The sequence below is a fragment of the Natrinema longum genome, assembly GCF_017352095.1.
In the GTDB taxonomy this organism is placed as follows: Archaea; Halobacteriota; Halobacteria; order Halobacteriales; family Natrialbaceae; genus Natrinema; species Natrinema longum.
Genome location: NZ_CP071463.1, coordinates 1 through 17,230 on the forward strand (window position 1 = coordinate 1; position 17,230 = coordinate 17,230).

The 17,230-nt window shown below is 65.2% G+C and carries 16 protein-coding genes; 8 read left to right on the plus strand and 8 right to left on the minus strand.

All coding sequences use genetic code 11. From position 1 onward, the window contains the following. Positions 1 to 91: 91 nt before the first annotated feature. Together J0X27_RS00005 and J0X27_RS00010 are read left to right on the plus strand one after the other, a co-directional pair. Positions 92 to 1,120, plus strand: a complete 1,029-nt coding sequence (locus J0X27_RS00005; protein ID WP_207270471.1) for a Cdc6/Cdc18 family protein — start codon at positions 92 to 94, stop codon at positions 1,118 to 1,120. A gap of 67 nt (positions 1,121 to 1,187) precedes the next feature. Next, positions 1,188 to 2,051: a VOC family protein gene (locus tag J0X27_RS00010; RefSeq protein ID WP_207270472.1), complete on the plus strand. Its 864-nt coding sequence runs from the start codon at positions 1,188 to 1,190 to the stop codon at positions 2,049 to 2,051. A gap of 219 nt (positions 2,052 to 2,270) precedes the next feature. Here J0X27_RS00010 and J0X27_RS00015 read toward each other — a convergent pair whose 3' ends face one another. The 4 genes from J0X27_RS00015 to J0X27_RS00030 all read right to left on the minus strand — a co-directional run bounded on the left by J0X27_RS00015 (position 2,271) and on the right by J0X27_RS00030 (position 5,263). Continuing rightward, positions 2,271 to 2,609 (minus strand): hypothetical protein, encoded by a 339-nt coding sequence (locus J0X27_RS00015; RefSeq protein WP_207270473.1) that lies wholly within the window; start codon positions 2,607 to 2,609, stop codon positions 2,271 to 2,273. 197 nt (positions 2,610 to 2,806) lie between these two features. After that, entirely contained in the window at positions 2,807 to 3,646 is an 840-nt protein-coding gene (locus J0X27_RS00020) for a PspA/IM30 family protein (protein WP_207270474.1), read from the minus strand. A 181-nt stretch (positions 3,647 to 3,827) separates the two neighbouring features. Continuing rightward, a complete protein-coding gene (locus J0X27_RS00025) occupies positions 3,828 to 4,373 on the minus strand; it encodes a helix-turn-helix transcriptional regulator (RefSeq protein WP_207270475.1) in 546 nt (181 codons plus the stop codon). A 227-nt stretch (positions 4,374 to 4,600) separates the two neighbouring features. After that, positions 4,601 to 5,263 (minus strand): hypothetical protein, encoded by a 663-nt coding sequence (locus J0X27_RS00030; protein ID WP_207270476.1) that lies wholly within the window; start codon positions 5,261 to 5,263, stop codon positions 4,601 to 4,603. Between the two features lie 238 nt (positions 5,264 to 5,501). Between J0X27_RS00030 and J0X27_RS00035 the strand changes: the two genes are divergently transcribed. The 5 genes from J0X27_RS00035 (at position 5,502) to J0X27_RS00055 (ending at position 12,175) form a co-directional block, all read left to right on the plus strand. Continuing rightward, a complete protein-coding gene (locus J0X27_RS00035) occupies positions 5,502 to 7,025 on the plus strand; it encodes a hypothetical protein (protein WP_207270477.1) in 1,524 nt (507 codons plus the stop codon). Between the two features lie 148 nt (positions 7,026 to 7,173). After that, a complete protein-coding gene (locus J0X27_RS00040) occupies positions 7,174 to 7,794 on the plus strand; it encodes an alpha/beta hydrolase (protein ID WP_207270478.1) in 621 nt (206 codons plus the stop codon). Between the two features lie 412 nt (positions 7,795 to 8,206). After that, on the plus strand, positions 8,207 to 9,133 hold the full coding sequence (locus J0X27_RS00045; RefSeq protein WP_207270479.1) for an FAD binding domain-containing protein: 927 nt from the start codon (positions 8,207 to 8,209) through the stop codon (positions 9,131 to 9,133). 25 nt (positions 9,134 to 9,158) lie between these two features. Continuing rightward, entirely contained in the window at positions 9,159 to 9,692 is a 534-nt protein-coding gene (locus J0X27_RS00050; protein ID WP_207270480.1) for a (2Fe-2S)-binding protein, read from the plus strand. Beyond that, entirely contained in the window at positions 9,692 to 12,175 is a 2,484-nt protein-coding gene (locus J0X27_RS00055; RefSeq protein WP_207270481.1) for a xanthine dehydrogenase family protein molybdopterin-binding subunit, read from the plus strand. Before J0X27_RS00050 ends, J0X27_RS00055 begins: the two co-directional genes overlap by 1 nt. A 43-nt stretch (positions 12,176 to 12,218) precedes the next feature. Here the strand turns inward: J0X27_RS00055 and J0X27_RS00060 are convergent, their stop codons facing one another. The 3 genes from J0X27_RS00060 to J0X27_RS00070 all read right to left on the minus strand — a co-directional run bounded on the left by J0X27_RS00060 (position 12,219) and on the right by J0X27_RS00070 (position 15,790). Beyond that, positions 12,219 to 14,072: an ATP-binding protein gene (locus tag J0X27_RS00060; RefSeq protein ID WP_207270482.1), complete on the minus strand. Its 1,854-nt coding sequence runs from the start codon at positions 14,070 to 14,072 to the stop codon at positions 12,219 to 12,221. Between the two features lie 56 nt (positions 14,073 to 14,128). Beyond that, complete coding sequence (locus J0X27_RS00065; protein ID WP_207270483.1) at positions 14,129 to 14,929, minus strand: cohesin domain-containing protein; 801 nt, start codon at positions 14,927 to 14,929, stop codon at positions 14,129 to 14,131. 228 nt (positions 14,930 to 15,157) lie between these two features. Then, complete coding sequence (locus J0X27_RS00070; RefSeq protein ID WP_207270484.1) at positions 15,158 to 15,790, minus strand: DUF7344 domain-containing protein; 633 nt, start codon at positions 15,788 to 15,790, stop codon at positions 15,158 to 15,160. 365 nt (positions 15,791 to 16,155) lie between these two features. Between J0X27_RS00070 and J0X27_RS00075 the strand changes: the two genes are divergently transcribed. After that, a complete protein-coding gene (locus J0X27_RS00075) occupies positions 16,156 to 16,497 on the plus strand; it encodes a DUF7113 family protein (RefSeq protein WP_097378993.1) in 342 nt (113 codons plus the stop codon). 97 nt (positions 16,498 to 16,594) lie between these two features. Here J0X27_RS00075 and J0X27_RS00080 read toward each other — a convergent pair whose 3' ends face one another. Further along, a complete protein-coding gene (locus J0X27_RS00080; RefSeq protein ID WP_207270485.1) occupies positions 16,595 to 17,128 on the minus strand; it encodes a cob(I)yrinic acid a,c-diamide adenosyltransferase in 534 nt (177 codons plus the stop codon). Positions 17,129 to 17,230 lie beyond the last annotated feature (102 nt).

A 17,230-nucleotide genomic window follows, 5' to 3' on the forward strand; every position in this document is an offset into this window, starting at 1 on the left:
ACCGGCGGGAGGCTCGCAGCCGGGCCGGTGTTTCGGAAGTTTCGGAACCACCCCGGCGTCGCTTAAGACGATCGAGACCGAACCGGACGGTGTGATCGTCGACGGCCGCGTCCTGCGCGACGATTTCGTGCCCAGCGAGGTAGTCCATCGTCACGACGAGGTGACCCTCCTCTCGGAAACCCTCGAGCCGCTGTTGTCCGACGGGCGGCCCGATCCCGCCTTCCTGTTCGGTCCGACGGGCGTCGGCAAGACCTGCATCGCTCGCTACACGCTCGCCCAGTTGCGCGAGCAGGAGCCGACCGTCCGGTTGGCGTACGTCAACTGTTGGCAGGAATACACCCGGTTTCGCGTCCTCTATCGGGTTCTCGAGGCGATCGACCGGGCGGTCGACGTCCACCGCTCGACGCCGAAAGACGAACTGTTCGAGCGGCTCTCGCGGGCCGATGACGGGCCACTCGTCGTCGTTCTCGACGAGGTCGACCAGCTAGAGGAGACGGGCGTGCTGTACGACCTCCACCGGCTCCCCCACGTCTCGCTCGTGTTGATCGCCAACCGCGAGGTGGAGCTGTTCGCGAGCTTCGACGATCGGGTTCGCTCGCGGCTCCACGCCGGCACCCGAGTCCGGTTCGATCGCTACGGCACCGACACGCTCGCGGCGATCCTCGCCGAGCGGACGGACAAGGCCCTCGAGCCGGGCGCGGTGAGCGACTCGCAGTTGCGAACGATCGCCGACGCGGCCTCGGGCGACGCCCGCGTCGGCATCGGGATCCTCCGGTCGGCGGCCCGGCGCGGGGAGCGACAGGGGATGGAATCGATCACCGACGAGATCCTCGGGGCGGCGATCCCAGACGCCCGGTCGGCGATCCGCCGGAAAACGATCGAGGGGCTGATCGAACACCAGCGAGTGCTGTACGACGTGATCGCCGAGGCCGGCGAGATCGAACCGGGCGAACTCTACGCGGCGTACGAACGACGGGTCGACGAGCCGAAGACGAACCGGACGCTGCGCAACTACCTGACGAAGATGGTTCACTACGACCTGATCGAGGCCGTCGGCAAGCGGCGGGGCCGAACCTATCGGCTCGTCGACGACGACGGCGAACCGGACGGGGATCGGTGACCGATCGGGACCGCTCCGGTACACCGTCGGCCGAAAGAGAGGTTAGCAGGCCGCTCCTAACGGACGCATGAGCCGATCTCCGACGCTCCCAGCTGGGACCCGTCTCGGTCGGACCGCGCTTCGCGTCGCCGACACCGCGACGACGATCGAGTTCTACCGCGACGTCGTCGGCCTCAGCGTCGTCACCCGAACCGAGACGGGGGCGACGCTCGGCATCGATGGGACGCCGTTGCTCGTCCTGGAAGCCGCTCCGGACACCGAGCCACGCGGCGATCGAGAAACCGGACTCTACCACAACGCCTTCAAACTCCCCTCGCGGCCGGCGCTGGGAGCCGCCCTCGAGCGGATTCGCGACCGCTGGACGCTCGAGGGAGCCGCCGATCACGGCGTCAGCGAGGCCCTCTACTGTACCGATCCCGAGGGAAACGGCGTCGAACTGTATCGCGACCGGCCCCGAGACGCGTGGCCGCGCGCCGACGACGGAACGCTCCGGGCGACCGGCGGCCCGCTGGATCTCGCCGCCCTCGCGGCCACGGCCGACGATGTCACGACGGCGAACGGGTCACGATTGGCACCGGACGGAACGACCGTCGGTCACGTCCATCTCGAGGTATCCTCGCTCGAGGCGGCCCGATCGTTTTACGCGGAGACGCTGGGGTTCGACGTCTCCATGTCCTACGTGCCGGGATCGCTCTTTTTCGCGGCGGGGGACTACCACCACCACGTCGGCGTGAACCGCTGGAACGAGCGGTCCACGCCGACGGACGGACTGGGGCTGGCATGGTTCGAACTGCTCGTTCCGGCTGCCGAAGCGGTCGAGGCGATCCGGGAGCGGGCGGCCGACGAGGCCGCCGTGATCGCGGAGTTCCAGGGGGGCATCGAACTCGCGGATCCGGACGGGATCGCGGTTCCGGTCCGGCCCACAGCGTAGCGACGTGGTCCGCTTTCGGAAGCGAAAACGGAACTCCAAACCTCGCTCGAGCGATCCGGTAGCCGACGGTCGGGCCCCGTCGGAACTGTCGGAACGCGGGTTCCGTCGCTTGTGCATCGCTCGCTGGAGGACTCGTGTATGCATCGGTTCGCCCTCGAGCCCGGAACGACGCTGCTGACGTTCCCTCGCTGCGATCGGAGAGGTCGATGCTCGAAACGCTCAGTTCGATCGCAGTTCGTCGGAAACCGCATCGTAGACGGCATCGATGCTCACGGCCAGCGTGTACACCGGCCGTCCCTTCCCGGTTGGTGACGTTTCCGTCGAGTCGACCTCGTCGACCAGGCCGACGTCCTCGAGTCGGTACAGCGACCGGATGACGTCCGCTTCCGAGAGCGTGCCGACGGGCTCGGTGTCGATCTCGGAGAGCTGTTGCCGGCAGTGCTGTCGCAGCTCGTGTGTCTGGATCGGCGTCTCGTCCTCGCGGGCGAGGTCGGCGACGCTCAACAGGACGAGCTGATTCGTCAGCGAAATGGATTCGAACGGAGAATCGTCGCTCATACCGTTTCCTTGAACGTGAACGGTCCTAACAGTTTCTCTCCAATGTATAAACCGACGCCGTCGCCGAGGAGTGGACGTCACGCTGCCACACTACTCGCTGCTCGGCGTCGCTGACGGATACCGCGAAGCCCAGCCCCACGACTCGGATCCCGCGATCGGCTCGAGCGGGAAGGGAGACCGGAAGGAGAGCGTCGACGCTACGCGTTCTCTTCGTCCTGTAGCTCCGCGAGTTCGGCCTCGACGTCCTCCTGGTCCTCGTTTTCGAGCTCCGTGAGGTCCTCGTCGTCGACCTCGGCCGCGGCGTCGGCCTCGGTCTCGGAGTCCGCCGTCGATGTCTCCTCCCCACCGACATCGGATTTGAGCGTCTCGAGTTCGGCTTCGACGCCGCTGTCGGTCGAGAGCTGCTCGAGTTCGCGGTCGATGTTGTCCTTGTCGGACATGACGTCCTCGAACGCGCCCGATTCGTGGAGTTCGTCCATTGCGGCGGCGCGGGCCTCCATATCTTCGGTCTGTTCTTCGGCGCGCTCGATGGCCCGGCCCACGTCCTCGAACTCCTCGCCGGTAGCCGTCATGGCCTCCGAAACCGTGGAGCTGGCTTTTGCGGCCTCGTGGCGTGCTTTCATCGTCTCCTTTTTCGTCCGGAACTCCTCGATGCGGCTCTGGAGTTCGTTCTTCTGTTCGATCAGCCGGTCCTGTTGGCCCTGCAGGTCCGAAATCTGGCGTTCCAGATCCTCGATCTGGTTCATTTTCGTCTTCTTCTTCTCCAAGGCGCGTCGCGCCAGATCTTCTCGGTCCTGCTCGACCGCGGTGCGGGCTTGCTCGTTGTGTTTCTCGACGTTCTCCTCGAGGCGGCGTTTCTGCATCTCGAGGCGCTTTTTCTGCGTCGTGAGATCGGCGATGCCGCGTTTGACCTGCTGGAGCTGGTCGCGCATCTGTTCGTAGGAGTAGTCCAGCGTTTCGGTCGGATCTTCCGCCCGGTTGAGCACCGAGTTGAGCTTCGATCGAATGACGTAGGAGGCCCGAGAGAGGATGCCCATACTCGCTACGTATCGCTCCCCGGCCTTAAAAACATCACTTCGGCAACAGTCGATTCCGATGCCCCGTCCGTAGGGCACGGGAGCCGAGACGACTCGTCTCCCCCGCTCATACGGTTTGTTGTGCCGGTGGGACCGGGACCCGCCCTGCGGTCCCACCGGCACTGACGGACAGGAGACCGTCTCAGAGGAGCATGACGACGTTGCCGGTTCCCCGTCGTTTCCGTTCGACGAGTCCTTTGCTCTCGAGCGTATCGAGCGTTCTGCTCACGGTCGCTTTCGAGAGGTCGGTCTCCTCGACGATTTCGCGCTGGGCCCGGACGCCGTCGGCGTCGAGAACGGTTTCGTAGATGACGCGTTCGGTGTCCGCCAGCTCGTCGGTCGTCTCCTCCCACTCCCGTCGCCGCGCCTCGAGCAGATCGTCGCTCCGCTGGAGCGTCGAACGACCGTCGGTCAGGGCGCGTGACTGCCCCGGATCGGGGGCCGAACTCGATCGGTGCTGGAGCAACAGGACCGCCGCGCTCGCGCCGCAGAGACACGCGGCGACGGCGACGACGCCGATCTCCCGATAGGTGAAGTAGCTGCCGACCGCGGTCACGTCGGCACCGGCACCGCTGGCCGCGACCACGATTCGGGGCGGGTTCAGTATCTGTCCGGCGAGGACGACCGTCGACGCGACGAGGACGGTCGCCGTGACGAGCCGAGTATTCTGGAGGACTCGGAGGACCATGGCTCAACCACGTTCGTTCCACCCCTAAGTATCATCGATTTGTCGTCGTGGGTGCCGTTGAGCCGTTCTGTGTCCGGATACGGGCAGTACTCGAGACGGCCGAGTCTGACGGACCGGTACGGGCGGGCACATCGCAGCCCCCGATTCATACGGTCTCCTGGACCGATCTACTGGTGTCACCGCAAGGCAGTTCGGAGTACACCGTCACTGACGGACAGCAGCGCGTCTCATCCCGCGACGAACTCCAGACGGAGCAGTCGTTCGACGGTTTCGGACTCGAGATCGATCACGGTCCGGTATTCCACGGGTTCGCCCACGGGTTCGACGATCACGAGTGCGCGATCCTCACGGATCGCCGACGTGTTCTGCGAGCGCACGATCACTCGGTTGGGGCCCGCCGAGCGCGTCTCGAAGGTCGGTTCGTCGACGGCCCCGTTCCGTACTCGGCCCCCGTCACGATCGATTTCGGCTAGTTCGGCCCGTTCTCGAGGGAGCGTTCCCGCACTGATCGGGATCACAGTGACCGTCGCACCGCCGGTCGTCTCGAGTCGATCTGCGATCGTCGCGTTGGTCAGCGCGGTTCGTTTCGCGAGTTCTCGGCGGTCCTCGCTCAACCGCGGCGGGTCGCGGGGCTCCGTCGTAACGGCGAATCCGCCGGTCTCGTGGGAGATCTCGATCCGCTCGAGGTCGCTCACGTCGTCGACGATCGTCGTTTCCGTCCCGTCCCCCGCCGCGAACGTCAGCGAACCGTCGTCGATCGCGAACGTACCGGCGGGTTCGCTCGTCAGCACCGACGTGGCTCCGGCGACGCTGGCGAACGCGGCGACGCTGATCCCGAGGACGACGAGTGACAGGACGAACGCGACTCGAGGTGGATCGACGGCGGTCATCGTTCCGTTGCCCTCGCAGCCCACCGTATGAATACTGCGATTCGTCGCCGTTCGAAACGGATGAAACGCGTCTGAAACGGCTCCGAAACGCGTTTCGAACGCGTTTCACGCCCGTTTCCAACGGGGTTTGAAAGGGGCTTTCTGCTAACGGTCGAGTGGAGCGATCGGGGCGACCGGTACCGAGATCCTCTCGGTGACGATGGCGTCGTCCGGATCGCCGTCCACGAACGTGGTCCCCATGAAACAAGACTACAAGTACGCGATCTACGTGCTCGCACTCGCGACGACCGTGACCCTCGCGACGGGTCTGCTCGTCGTTGCGGGCGACACGGGCACGAACGGTTCAGGAGACGAACAGCTCGACGATACCACCGTCGAACTAGTCGGCGACCTCGACGCGCTGACAGACGACGAGGCGGACCGACTCCCACACCTCGTCTGGGAGGACGAGGCCGTGCGCAGCTACTTCGACGACCCCGACGGCTTAGAGTTCGAGGTCACCGAACCGACGACGTACGACGAGGACGACGACGAGTTCGTTCCCGCCGACGACACGGTTCGGGTTCAGGTTTCGCCCGTCGACGAACGCCTTCCCTACGCGTTCGTGACGGTCGATCTGGACGAAGACACGGCCAGCCTCGAGCAAGGCTTGCACTCGGTCGACGACGTCGACGTCGAATTCGGCGAGGGCAAGCACCGATTGACCGACGACGAGCGCGATCGGGTCGCGCAGATCCTGCTGGACGATCCCGACGTCGAGTGGGAGATCAAGACGCTGCTCGAGGAGCCCGCAACGGTCGACGCTGCCGTCGTCGACCGCGAGGGCGACCGGGTGAGCGTCGCGCTCACTGCGTCCGACGGACAGTCGTCGACGGTCCACGCCGACGTCGATCTCGCGTCCGGATCCGTCGAGAACCGGTCCGTTTCCGGCGCACTGACGGTAAACGAGAGCGACAGCGGGTCCGTTGCCGTCGACGTCGAAGCCGACGGGAACGGAACCTACGTGCTCTCCGGGAACGCGAGCGAAACGATTTCGGCCGACGCCACGATCGACGAGTCGGTGGCCGGAACCGCGGTCGAAGTCACCACTTCGAACGAGACGAAAACGAGCGTCGAACTCGACGACGTCACCGTTTCCCTGGTCGAGCACCGCGAGTCGCTTTCGGAACACGACCCCGAGGAGTTCGCGGCGCTCGTCTGGGCGAGCGAGGACGTTCGGCGGTACTTCGACGACCCCGAACGGATCGAGATGGACGTGAAACAGGATCGAGAACTCGACGCGGAAACCGGCGAGTTTACCCCCACCGACACGATGACCGTCCGCGTCACGCCGACGGACGACCGACTTCCCAACGCGGTCGCGGTGGTCGATCCAGCGGCGGAGACGGTGACGGTGAAACGAGGGCTCCCGGCGCTCGAGCCCGTCGACCTCGAGTTCACCGACGAAACGGGTCTCGTGACCGATGCCGACCGCGACCTGATCGAGGACGTCGTCCGTGCCGACGACGCCGCGAGCTACACCATCCAGAGTCAGTTCGACGATCCCGACGACCTGGACGCGACCGTCACGGCCGCGACCGGCGACGGGCCGGAGACGGTGACCATGGAACTGGCACCCCCAGGAGTCGAGACGGCGTCGGTCTCGGTGACCGTCGACCTCGAGAACCGGACGGTTACGCGATCGTTCGTCGTGATCGAGGCGCTCGATAGCGAGGTGATCGATATCGAGGACAGCGACTACGAGATCGAGACCGCCGAGTAACCCGATCGAATCCGCGACGCTCTCCACACGCTTCGTCGTCCCCACCCCCGCTGACGCATCGCCCTCCGTCATTTTTGACCCATCCTCGTCGTTCGTCTCGCTCCCTGCACGGGCGGACCTTGATTACCGACCGGCGGAAACGTCCACCATGGACGTGCTGATCCCCGCCGAACGCGACGTTCGCGGGACGCTCGAGGAACCGACCGACGAACCGCGGGCGATCGTCGTCGCCTGTCCGCCCCATCCACAGCAGGGCGGTTCGCGAAGCGACCAGCGCCTCGTCGCGGTCGCGGAGGCCCTTCGCGAGTCCGGAATCGCCTGTCTCCGCTTCGATTACGGCCCGTGGGACGAGGGCGTGGGCGAACGGCGCGACGTTCGCAACGCCATCCAGTGGGCTCGCGAGTGGGGTGACGACGCGTCGACCGATAGCCGTCCGGTCGGCGTCTTCGGCTACAGTTTCGGCGCGTCACTGGCGTTGCTCGCGGCTGCGGACACCGACCCCGACGCGGTCGCCGTCCTCGCACCGACGGCGCGACTCGACGACGATCTCGACGCCCTCGAGGCACTCGAGGGGATCGAATCGCCGGTCCACGTCCTGTACGGCGAGCGTGACGGGACCGTCGACTGGGAACCGATCGTCGAACGGGCGCGGGACCGGAGCGACGAGACCACTGCGTTGGCTGGCGATCACTTCTTCCTGGGGGCCCGCGACGAGATCGCGAGCACCGTCGGAACCTTCTTCGAGCGGACGCTGCTCGAGACGACGTGAGCGACACCAGGGGTGAAATCGACCGCCTGCTCGAACTCCCGTCGTTCGTCGGCCGGTGCGAGAAACGGGTGAGATCGATCCCCGCCTCCGTTCGGCACGCCGATGGACGATTAGTTTTGACAGTAAATCGATCATATAATACTCCATACATAGGGGATTCCCGGACGCATTCGTTCTAGCTTACACGAATGCGAATCGAGCTATCGAGAGAGGGCGGCCGTATTTCCCGGTCTCGGTCGTCACTCTCGCGATAGCCGGATTCCGTCGTCAACGTTTATCGTTCTACTATGCTGTTACGATAAACTGTACATATTAGATAAAATAATTATATTCATATTAGGTTTTTCAGGCACTTTTATGCCGTCCGATAAGGTACGGGCGGTCGTGATTGTAGTTATCACATGACACAACCATGAAACCCACCGCATTCCACTATCAACGGCCCGAAACGATCGACGACGCCGTCGACGTCCTCGCGAGTGAGGGCGAGGAGGCGACGGTTCTCGCGGGGGGACAGAGCCTCATCCCGCGGATGAACTACCGCACCGCCAAGCCGGACGTCGTCGTCGATCTGAACCACGTCGCCGACCTCGAGTACGTTCACAGAGAGGGGGACGAACTCGCGATCGGTGCGATGACCCGTCAGTCGGACGTCCGCGACCACTCGGACGTAACGGAGCACTGCCCGCTCCTCGCCGACGCGCTCCAGTACGTCGGCCACAAGCCGACTCGGCATCGGGGAACGATCGGCGGCAACCTCGCGAACGCCGATCCGCGATCCGAACTGCCGGCCGTCGTCACCGCTCTCGAGGGAGCGCTCGTCGCCCGAAACGAGGACGGGGAGCGCGTGATCGACGCCGCGGACTTCTTCCACGGGGGGATGGACACGGCGCTCGAGTCCGACGAGTTGCTGACCGAACTCCGCGTCCCGGTGCAGGAAGACGGCGTCGGCTACGGCTTCCAGGAAGAGGCGATCGTCGACTCCGACTGGCCGATCGCCGGCGTCGCAGCGACGCTCGAGGCTGCCGACGGCGAGTGCCGGAGCGCCCGGTTGGCCTACGCCGGCGTCGACGCCAGCCCGACGCGTATCGAGGACGCGGAAGCGGCGATCGAGGGCGAACCGGTCGGCCCCGATAGCTTCGAGGCGGCGGCGACGGCGGCTCGAGAGAACGTTTCCGTCACCGAACAGGAAACCGCGGAATCGGCGGAGCTACGCGTCAACCAGGTCGGCGAATCCGATCACCCGAGCGCGACGGTTCACGCCGATCCCGGGTACAAGCGGGAGCTCGTGGGTGCGCTCACCTACCGAGCCCTCGAACAGGCACACGACCGAGTCTGAGATCAGCCACCACACGATGCCATCCATGACATCCGATACCATCGAACCGGAATCGATTACGATCACGATCAACGGAGAGGAGTACGAACGCGAGGTCGAACCACGGCGGCTGCTGAGCGATTTCATCAGGGAGGACGTCGGTTTGACCGGCACCCACGTCGGCTGCGAACACGGTGCCTGTGGAACGTGTAACGTCCTGATGGACGGGCAGACCGTCCGCTCCTGTCTGACGTTCGCAGTACAGGCCGACGGTGCCGAGATCGAGACTGTCGAGAGCCTGGGGACCGTCGACGACATGCACCCGATACAGGAGGCGTTCCACGAGAACCACGGCCTCCAGTGTGGCTTCTGTACGCCCGGAATGTTGCTCTCGACGAAGGAACTCCTCGAGGAGAACCCCGATCCGGATCGGGAGGCGATCAAGGAAGCGCTGGGCGCAAACGTCTGCCGCTGTACGGGCTACGCGCCGATCATCGAATCGGTCGAAGCGGCGGCCGAACGGATCCAGGCACCGGCCGAAGCGGAGGGAGAAGAGCTGTCTACCGCGGGTGATGACTGATGAGTAAATCCGATCGCACGCCGGACGACATCGCCGAGAAACGGAACAAACCGCCAGCGGAAGAAACGGAGGACGGCGAGTTCGAGGTCATCGGAAAGAACATCGACCGCGTCGAAAACCCACGACTGCTGACCGGTCGCGGCGAGTACATCGACGACGTGCAACTCGCCAATATGGGCCACGCAGCGGTCCTTCGCAGCCCCCACGCCCACGCACGGATCGTGGACATCGACACGAGCGAGGCCGAGCAACTGGACGGTGTCGATCTCGTCCTCACCGGCGAGGAAGCCGCCGAGAAGACCGGACCGCTCCCGACGTTCTCGAGCCCGCCCGTCGAACAGTACTGTATCGCCAAAGACCGCGTCCGTCACGTCGGCGAGGCCGTCGTCGCCGTCGTCGCCGACGACCGCTACGTCGCGGAGGACGCCCTCGAGCGGATCGACGTCGAGTACGAGCAACTCCCGGCCGTCACCGACGCCCGGGAGGCCCTCGAGTCGGAGGGTGAGGAGGTGCTCCATCCCGACCGCGAGGACGGTCACGACTCGAACGTCTACCTGCAGAACACGTTCACGGCGGGCGATCCCGACGACGAGTTCGCCGACGCCGACGTCGTCGTCAGCCGGGAGCTCAGGTGGCCCCGTTCGGGCGGTCAGCCCATGGAAACCGTCGGTGCCGTCGCCGAGTACGACGAGGGGACTGGCAAGTTCACCATCCACGCCAACACCTCCATGTACAACTACATGGGCTGGCTGATCGCCACGACGCTCGGGGTTTCGACGAACAAGATCAACATCGTCCCCAAGATCGCCGGCGGGAGTTTCGGGAGCAAACTGTTCGCCCACAAGGTGTCGACGCTCGCCGCGACCCTGGCCCGCGAGGCCGGGCGACCGGTGAAGTTCATCGAGGATCGGGTCGACAACATCACGAGCTGCGACAACCACGGCAGCGATCGATACTACCGACCCGCGGAACTCGCACTGGACGAGGACGGCACCATGCGTGCGCTCCGCATCGACGTGCTCGACGACTACGGCGCGTACTTCCAGTTCGAGGTCGGTCACCACGGGAACGCCATGGCACAGGTGACCGGCCCCTACACCATCGAGAGTATCGACTACAGCGTAACCGCCGTCGCGACCAACAAATCCCAGCAAGGTGCCTACCGAGGGTTCGGTTCGGAAGTCCAGAACTTCGTCCTCGAGCGACTCATCGACGCGGCGGCGGACGAACTCGAGATGGACCCCGTGGAACTCCGACGCGAGAACTTCATCCAGCCCGAGGAGTTCCCCTACAAGATCCCAAGCGGGAACATGTACGACAGCGGCGACTACGAGGCCGTCCTCGAGGAAACGCTCGAGCTGGCGAACTACGAGGAGTGGCGCGAGAAACAGGCCGACGCCCGCGAGGACGGCCGCCACATCGGGATCGGCGTCGTGACCTGCCAGGAGCGCAGCGTCTTCAGTTCGACCGAGTTCTGGTTCTGGAACGACGATCCCGACTTCCCGATCACCAGTTCGCCCGAGAGCGCGTCGGTCAAGATCGACGAAACCGGCCAGGCGATCGTCACGCTCCACTCGCCGTTCTGGGGGAACAGCCCCGAGACCGTCGCGACGCAGATCGTCGCCGAGGAACTCGCGATGGACCCCGAAAACATCGAGGTGAACTACGCCGATACCGACTCGGGGCTCAAGGGAACCGGGCCGGGCGGCAGCCGGTACACGGTGATGGTCTCCGGTGCCCTCGAGGGCGCGACCAGCCAGATCCAGGAGAAGATGTTCACCATCGCCGCGGACATGCTCGAGGCGGCCCAGGAGGATCTGGAACTCGAGGAGGGCGAGATTCGCGTCCGGGGTGCACCCGACAAGAGCGTCGGCATCCCCGAGATCGCGATGCAGGCACACGCCTTCGAACTCGACATGCCCGACGGCGTCGGGAGCGGGCTGGCCGCCGACCACACCTACGATCACCCCTACACGACGATGCCCGACGAGGACCGCGAGGATATGGGGGTGTTCTACCCGATCATGGGCCACATGTGTCACATCCCGGTCATCGAGGTCGACGTCGAAACCGGCAAGATCGAATTCCTCGATTACACCGCCGTTCACGACTGTGGCACCGTCGTGAACCCGGAGACCCTCAAGGGGCACATCACCGGCGGGACGGCCCAAGGGATCGGGACGGCACTCTACGAGGAATACCAGTACCAACCCGACGGACAGCTCCCGACGGACAACTACCACGACTATCCCCTCCCGACCTTCCACGACGTCCCCGACGACTACACCATCGGCCACGTCGAGACGCCGTCGCCGTGGACCGAGTACGGGATCAAAGGCGGCGGCGAGGGCGGCCGGATGGGCGCGCCGCCGGCGATCGCGGCCGCGATCGAGGACGCCCTCGAACCCTACGACGTGTCGATCGACGAACTGCCGGTCACGCCAAAGCGCGTTCGGGAACTGATCCGAACCGACGAGGAGTGACCCGCCGGCCGGTTTGTCCCGTCGTCCCCGTTCGTCGCCGCGGTCAGTCCCGTCCGTGACGGGTCAGACACGTCGGAAGCCCGATCAGTTCCACGGGTTCGGAGTTGTCCGGCGAGTAGACGACCATCTGTCCTTTCTCCATGTAGGGGACTTTCGACTCGAGGTTGCTCGGAATGTTCACGCTCTTGATGGCGTCCTCGTCGCCGAGGTTGAGCACGACGGTGGTGTTGATCTGTTTGAAGACGGCGTCGTGGATGTCCTGTGGATCCTGCGTGATGAGGAAGAGTCCGAGGCGCTCTTTCCGGCCCTGTTTGGCGGCCTCGGTGAACTTCGTGATCACCTTCCCGGCCTGGACCGAGTCGGCGTCGGTCAGGAAGTTGTGGGCCTCGTCCATGCCCAACACGAGCGGCGTCTCCTTGATCCGGTCGTACTCCGGATCGTTCGAGAGCTTCTGGTCGATGACGAGCGAGGAGACCGCGAGCACGATGGCCTCGGTCGCCCGACTGTCGTTGATGTGGTAGGTCGGCACCACGGTCAGCCCGCCGGGGCGGACGAACTCGTGAACGAGGTCGGTGATCGGGCGCGCGTCCTGATCGAAGACGTGACCGAAACCGAGTACCCGCCGGCGAACGGCGTCGAAGGTTGCCTCGTGGACCCGTCCCGACTCGTCGAGTTCCTCGCGCAGGGCGGGGTCGTCGAGGAACGTCGTGAACTCCTCGTAGGTCCCTCCCGAACCGTACTGCTTCCGGAACCGCGGCAGGAGGACGGTCGTGAGCGCGCCGTACTGGTTGTCGTTCAGCCCGCTGCCGGCGACCAGCCACGGGTTGTCGTGGACCATCGAGAACGGGATCGTGAACTCGACCTGTTCGGCGCGGTGGTGGCCCGCCGCGTACGACGCCGACCCGACTTTCGGGATGAACGCGGTCGTATCGTCGTGACCGCCGTAGGCGATTCCCTCGCGCTCGAGGCGTCGCGCGAAGTCGCTATCGAGGTCGGGATTGTCGTCGTGCATCTGGGCGTACTCGTCCTGGGGATCGAACTGGACGACGGCGGGGCTGACCTCGCGCCCGTCGTCCATCGGATACGTCCGATCGTCGGCGAGATACTGGCGCAGGATGTTCTTCGCGCCGTGGGTCTTCCCCGACCCCGTGCCGCCGGCGATCAGCGAGTGACGGAAGACGAGCGGATCGCCCGCGTCGTAATCGTCTTTCAGCCGGTAATCGATGGTCGGCGGGGTGGCCGCCGTCCGCACCTTCTCGCCGCCGACCGAGAGGTGCCCCAGGAAGACCCCGTCGTCGGGCATCTTCAACCCGGTTTTGATCTCCTCGGTGTCGTCGGCCTGCCGGATCACCGTCTGGGGTTTCGGCACGCGGTCGGTCATCCGTCGTTTCAGTTCCCCATCGTCGTCGTACAGCACCGCGACGGGCTCGAGTTCGGCGACGAACTTGTAGTCGGACTCGTCGATTTCGTCCGTTCGCATCGCCCGCCGGGCGTGGATCTCCGTCGCGTCGTCGGCGTGGTACTGCTGGGCGTACTCGAGGCCGACGATCCGACAGAAAAGCGTCTCGCCGTCGGGATAGGGCGCGAGCAGGTAGCTCCCGATGCGGATCGACGAGCGGTTGCCCCGCGTGACGTATGCCCGGAGGGTGGTGTCGTCGCCGTCCTCGGCGACGCGCAGGCCCTGCGAGACGCAGATCGTTCCGATGCCGACGTCCTCGCCGCTCGGTTCGACGGTCGTCGCTTCGAACTCGTCCGTTCCTCTCTCGGTCGTCGACCTCGTATTCGCCGGTTCAGTGGGTCCCGAAGACGACGGCGACGAGCCGGCTGCGTCGGCCGACGCGCCGTCTTCGGAGCCGGCGTCGGCGTCGAAATCGCCGAAGTCTCCCAGATCGGTCATACCAACCCCATCCGGCCCATCCGTAAAACGCGTTTCCCTCCGGATGGACGGACTGTTTATCCTCGTGGACCATCACGAACGGCTGCCAACAGGAGCACCGCGAGGCCGACGACGGCAACGGTGACGGCGATCGTAACGCCGGAAACCGGATCGCTGCCGTCGGTTTCGCTCGGTTCCTCGTCGGGATCGGTCGGATCGGCCCCCGCGCTCGACGCCTCGGGCTCGCGGTCGATTTCGTCGGCGTCGGGGTGGTCGAACGGCTCGAGTGGCTCGTCGCCGCCGTCGATCGCGACCGTCGCGGATTCGTCGACGACCGCGATCGGCCAGTCCCCGGTGAGATCGACGGCGCTCTCGTCGAGGGAGACGGTCGTCGTTCCGGCCGGCGCGTCGTCCGCGACCCGGAGCGTCACCGTCGCGATCCGCCCGTCCCCGGTCGTCCCGCCGGCGGTCGGCTCGCGGCGTTGCTCGAGAATCGCCGTCCCCTGCTCGTGGGCGATGGTCTCCGACGCCTCGACCTCGGTCTCGGTCCCCTCGAGCCACGGCCCCCGATCGACGTCGGTGATCTCGAGGTAGTCGGGGTGGTACTGGGCGATCACTGTCACCGCCTCGACGCCTTCGCCGCCGTGACCGCCCCGGCTTCGAAGGGTCACGTCGAGTTCGATCGTCTCGCCGGGTGTGGCATCGACGGTCGCCCGATCGGGCGAGAGGATCGCGACCTGATCGATCGCGACAGCCGTCCCGACGAGGCTCATCGAGGCAGCACACAGAACGGCAATGCTGGTGATGACGACAGCAGCGAACACAGTACCCGACGTGCGGTCGAACGAGGCGTCATCGTCGTCGTGGCCACCAGCCATGATTCGGTACGGCCGGCTGTATGCTCGGAACGCTCTTATACTGTGGGCCCTCGCCGCTCGAGGGAGCTTCAGGGACGGGGGCGGACACGAACCCGCGGTCGGACGACACGGGTGTTCGGGGGACCGCAGGCCGCTTTCGAGTGGACGGGAGTCGGCTACTATAGTCGGCACTGAACCGATCGACACACTGATCGCAACGTCGTCGTGCGATCAGGTGTGCAACGACGGTCAGTTGCGACGATAGCTGACGGAGATTTCGGTCTCGTACTGCGTTATCAGTCGCGAGTCGTGATCGTAGCTGATGACACCGAGATCGGCTATCGCGGGCAGATGGGAGTGAGAGAGCGCGATCTTCGCGCGCTCGGGGTGGTCGAACGGCTCGCTCTCGGGACCGCTCAGCTGAGCGGCGAGTGTATCGACCGAGAGCGGCGGGTCACGGCCGTCGAGGACGGAGAGTAGCCGCAGCCGAACGGGGTCGACGAGCGTCTCGAGCAGTGTCGTGGCGTTCTCGTGGTCACAGAACTCGAGGAGGACGGAGAGATCGGCGGGGCGAACCGGCGAGTCGTCGACGAGCCCGATACCGTCGTCGTCCCAGTCGACGATATCGAACTCCTCGAGTCGCGGGAGGTGGTTGTGAACGAGGCTAATCCGGACCTCGTGTCGTGTACTCGCGGTCGCTCCCGTCGGCCGTTCGACCAGTTCCGTCGCTAGGTCCGAGAGCGACAGCCGCGTTTGCCGACAATCGAGTACCTCGAGGAGACGAAGCCGAACGGGATGCCGGAGGATGTCGTAACACTCCGCCGGGACGTTTTCGAGTGAACCGATCGTGCCGTCGCCGCCGAGACGAGCGTCCGAACTCATTACTCACACCAATCTTTGCAACGGGCATAAGGGCAGTTCCAAAACGATTTGGGCGAAACATTTCCGTTGGTATTCCCCGGCAGCTGAACACGCTCTGTAAGAGATCTTGTGATTGCACGTGAATTTTGTTAGATCTCAGTTCGAGGAGGGGACTCCCCCGATTCGTTCCGGCTCGAGAGGCCCGGAGAATCGCGTGCCACTTCCGGGACTCCGTCGTGAGACGGTCCGAATCGGGATGGGGTCGTCGGTCGTTCGCCGCTCCCGACGGCTGAGCCACTCGGTAGAAAGTACTGGCCGACGGTATCGTGAGTCACGTAGCGACCGATGCCACGACGTTTTTGCGTCCGCGAGGCGTAGACTGAGATATGCTTATGGTACGCGGTCGTGCGGGCGGGACGGAGCTCACCGGGACGCTGTACGAACGGGGTGAACGCGCACCCTCGTTCAGCGGCGCGCCCGACGAAGACGCCGCGTACGTCTGGGTCTGCGACGAGTTCTACGAGGTCGATAGCGGCGGCACGACACAGCACGTCGACGGCCGGGACGTCAATCTCGCGTTCGAGTCGCCGATGCCGCGGGGCTTCGATACCCGCGAACAGGCCCTCGAGGGAGCCAAAGAACACGTCCGAACGCAGTTCGCCCGAATCGGCGTCGATCCGGACGACGTCTCACTCGAGGTCGAGAAAACCGACGCCGAATCCGCGTAGTCGGAGTTCGACCGACAGCGGGACGCGATTCGAGCGCGAACCGGATACCGTCGGCCGATCGTCCCCGCGATACGACCCGCCGGAACGTCCGGGCCGGTCAGTAGTCGGGGGCCTCTTCGGGTTCTCCATCACGGGCGTTGACCACGCGAGCGAACGTGAACAGCCCATCCGAAAGGCGGTTGAGGTACTGCACCGCGTCCTCGTTGATCTGTTCCTCCGCGGCGAGCGCGACGGCCCGTCGTTCGGCGCGCCGACAGACCGTCCGGGCGTGGTGGAGCGCCGCCCCGTGTTCGCTGCCGGTCGGCAGAATAAACGAGGTCAACGGCTCGAGTTCCTCGTCGTACTCGTCGATCCAGTCCTCCATCGTCTCGATATGCTCGGCACGGATCGCAGGGTCGTCCTCGTCGGGGTCCGGGTTCGCGAAGTCCGCTTGCACGACGTGAAGGTGATTCTGAACGTCCGACAGTCGCTCGTTGATGTCGTCGTGGTCGGTCGGCCGGATCGTGCCGATCAGCGCGTTGAGTTCGTCGACGGTTCCATACGCTTCGATACGGGGGCTCGCCTTCGAGACGCGAGTCATGTCCCGCAGATCCGTCTCGCCGTCGTCACCGCGGCCGGTGTAAATCGACATGCCTGGTCCGACGCACGGATTCTACTTAAGTACCTGTCACCGGACTCAGTGGGATCCGTCGTCGCTCCCGACACGCGCCCGCGTCTCGCAGGAATCAGTACG

Coding starts and splice junctions, on each gene's coding strand:
- J0X27_RS00040 (WP_207270478.1), top strand. CDS start 7,174: ATGGACGTGCTGATCCCCGCCGAACGCGACGTTCGCGGGACGCTCGAG.
- J0X27_RS00035 (WP_207270477.1), top strand. CDS start 5,502: ATGAAACAAGACTACAAGTACGCGATCTACGTGCTCGCACTCGCGACG.
- J0X27_RS00010 (WP_207270472.1), top strand. CDS start 1,188: ATGAGCCGATCTCCGACGCTCCCAGCTGGGACCCGTCTCGGTCGGACC.
- J0X27_RS00030 (WP_207270476.1), bottom strand. CDS start 5,263: ATGACCGCCGTCGATCCACCTCGAGTCGCGTTCGTCCTGTCACTCGTC.
- J0X27_RS00020 (WP_207270474.1), bottom strand. CDS start 3,646: ATGGGCATCCTCTCTCGGGCCTCCTACGTCATTCGATCGAAGCTCAAC.
- J0X27_RS00080 (WP_207270485.1), bottom strand. CDS start 17,128: ATGTCGATTTACACCGGCCGCGGTGACGACGGCGAGACGGATCTGCGG.
- J0X27_RS00045 (WP_207270479.1), top strand. CDS start 8,207: ATGAAACCCACCGCATTCCACTATCAACGGCCCGAAACGATCGACGAC.
- J0X27_RS00065 (WP_207270483.1), bottom strand. CDS start 14,929: ATGGCTGGTGGCCACGACGACGATGACGCCTCGTTCGACCGCACGTCG.
- J0X27_RS00015 (WP_207270473.1), bottom strand. CDS start 2,609: ATGAGCGACGATTCTCCGTTCGAATCCATTTCGCTGACGAATCAGCTC.
- J0X27_RS00055 (WP_207270481.1), top strand. CDS start 9,692: ATGAGTAAATCCGATCGCACGCCGGACGACATCGCCGAGAAACGGAAC.
- J0X27_RS00050 (WP_207270480.1), top strand. CDS start 9,159: ATGACATCCGATACCATCGAACCGGAATCGATTACGATCACGATCAAC.
- J0X27_RS00060 (WP_207270482.1), bottom strand. CDS start 14,072: ATGACCGATCTGGGAGACTTCGGCGATTTCGACGCCGACGCCGGCTCC.
- J0X27_RS00025 (WP_207270475.1), bottom strand. CDS start 4,373: ATGGTCCTCCGAGTCCTCCAGAATACTCGGCTCGTCACGGCGACCGTC.
- J0X27_RS00070 (WP_207270484.1), bottom strand. CDS start 15,790: ATGAGTTCGGACGCTCGTCTCGGCGGCGACGGCACGATCGGTTCACTC.
- J0X27_RS00075 (WP_097378993.1), top strand. CDS start 16,156: ATGCTTATGGTACGCGGTCGTGCGGGCGGGACGGAGCTCACCGGGACG.